The organism is Dietzia sp. UCD-THP (assembly GCF_000349585.1).
Classification (GTDB): Bacteria; Actinomycetota; Actinomycetes; order Mycobacteriales; family Mycobacteriaceae; genus Dietzia; species Dietzia natronolimnaea_A.
In genome coordinates, this window is sequence record NZ_KB714644.1 from 632 (window position 1) to 1,068 (window position 437).

The following is a 437-nucleotide window of genomic DNA, read 5'->3' on the forward strand; positions in this document are numbered from 1 at the left end:
CCCGGACCGGGCAGCCGCTCCGGGCCAGCATCGTGTCGGTTGCCAAACCGGTTCCAGTAGCGGACGTGAGCATCTCCGGATGTGCACTCACCAGCGGAATTAGAAGGGCCGCTAAGTTATCTTATGTAAAGTCGCACTTGTCGAAACCGTTAACGACTACTTGACGGCACCCTCGGCGCAGGCGGACACTCGGCACATGGAAACCCCTCGCCTGGTCGAACTCATTGATGCCCATAAGCGGGCCTACGGCGTCAGCGAGTCCGAGTTGGCCCGCCGGATCGGGGTCACCCGGCAGAATCTGCACCTTTGGCGCACTCACGGCTTGCGCGGCCTACCAGCCCGAACGACGCTCGACGGCATGGCTGCCGAACTGCGCCTCCCCTATGCCCAGGTTCTCGAGGCCGCCCTATGCGATTCCGGCTACCTCGACGCCACCG

General features: G+C 63.6%; 1 protein-coding gene. It reads left to right on the forward strand.

Annotated elements, in window-relative coordinates; all coding sequences use genetic code 11:
- Positions 1 to 196: 196 nt before the first annotated feature.
- The coding region (locus tag H483_RS28475) for a hypothetical protein (RefSeq protein WP_017836706.1) at positions 197 to 437 on the forward strand (241 nt) is incomplete at its 3' end.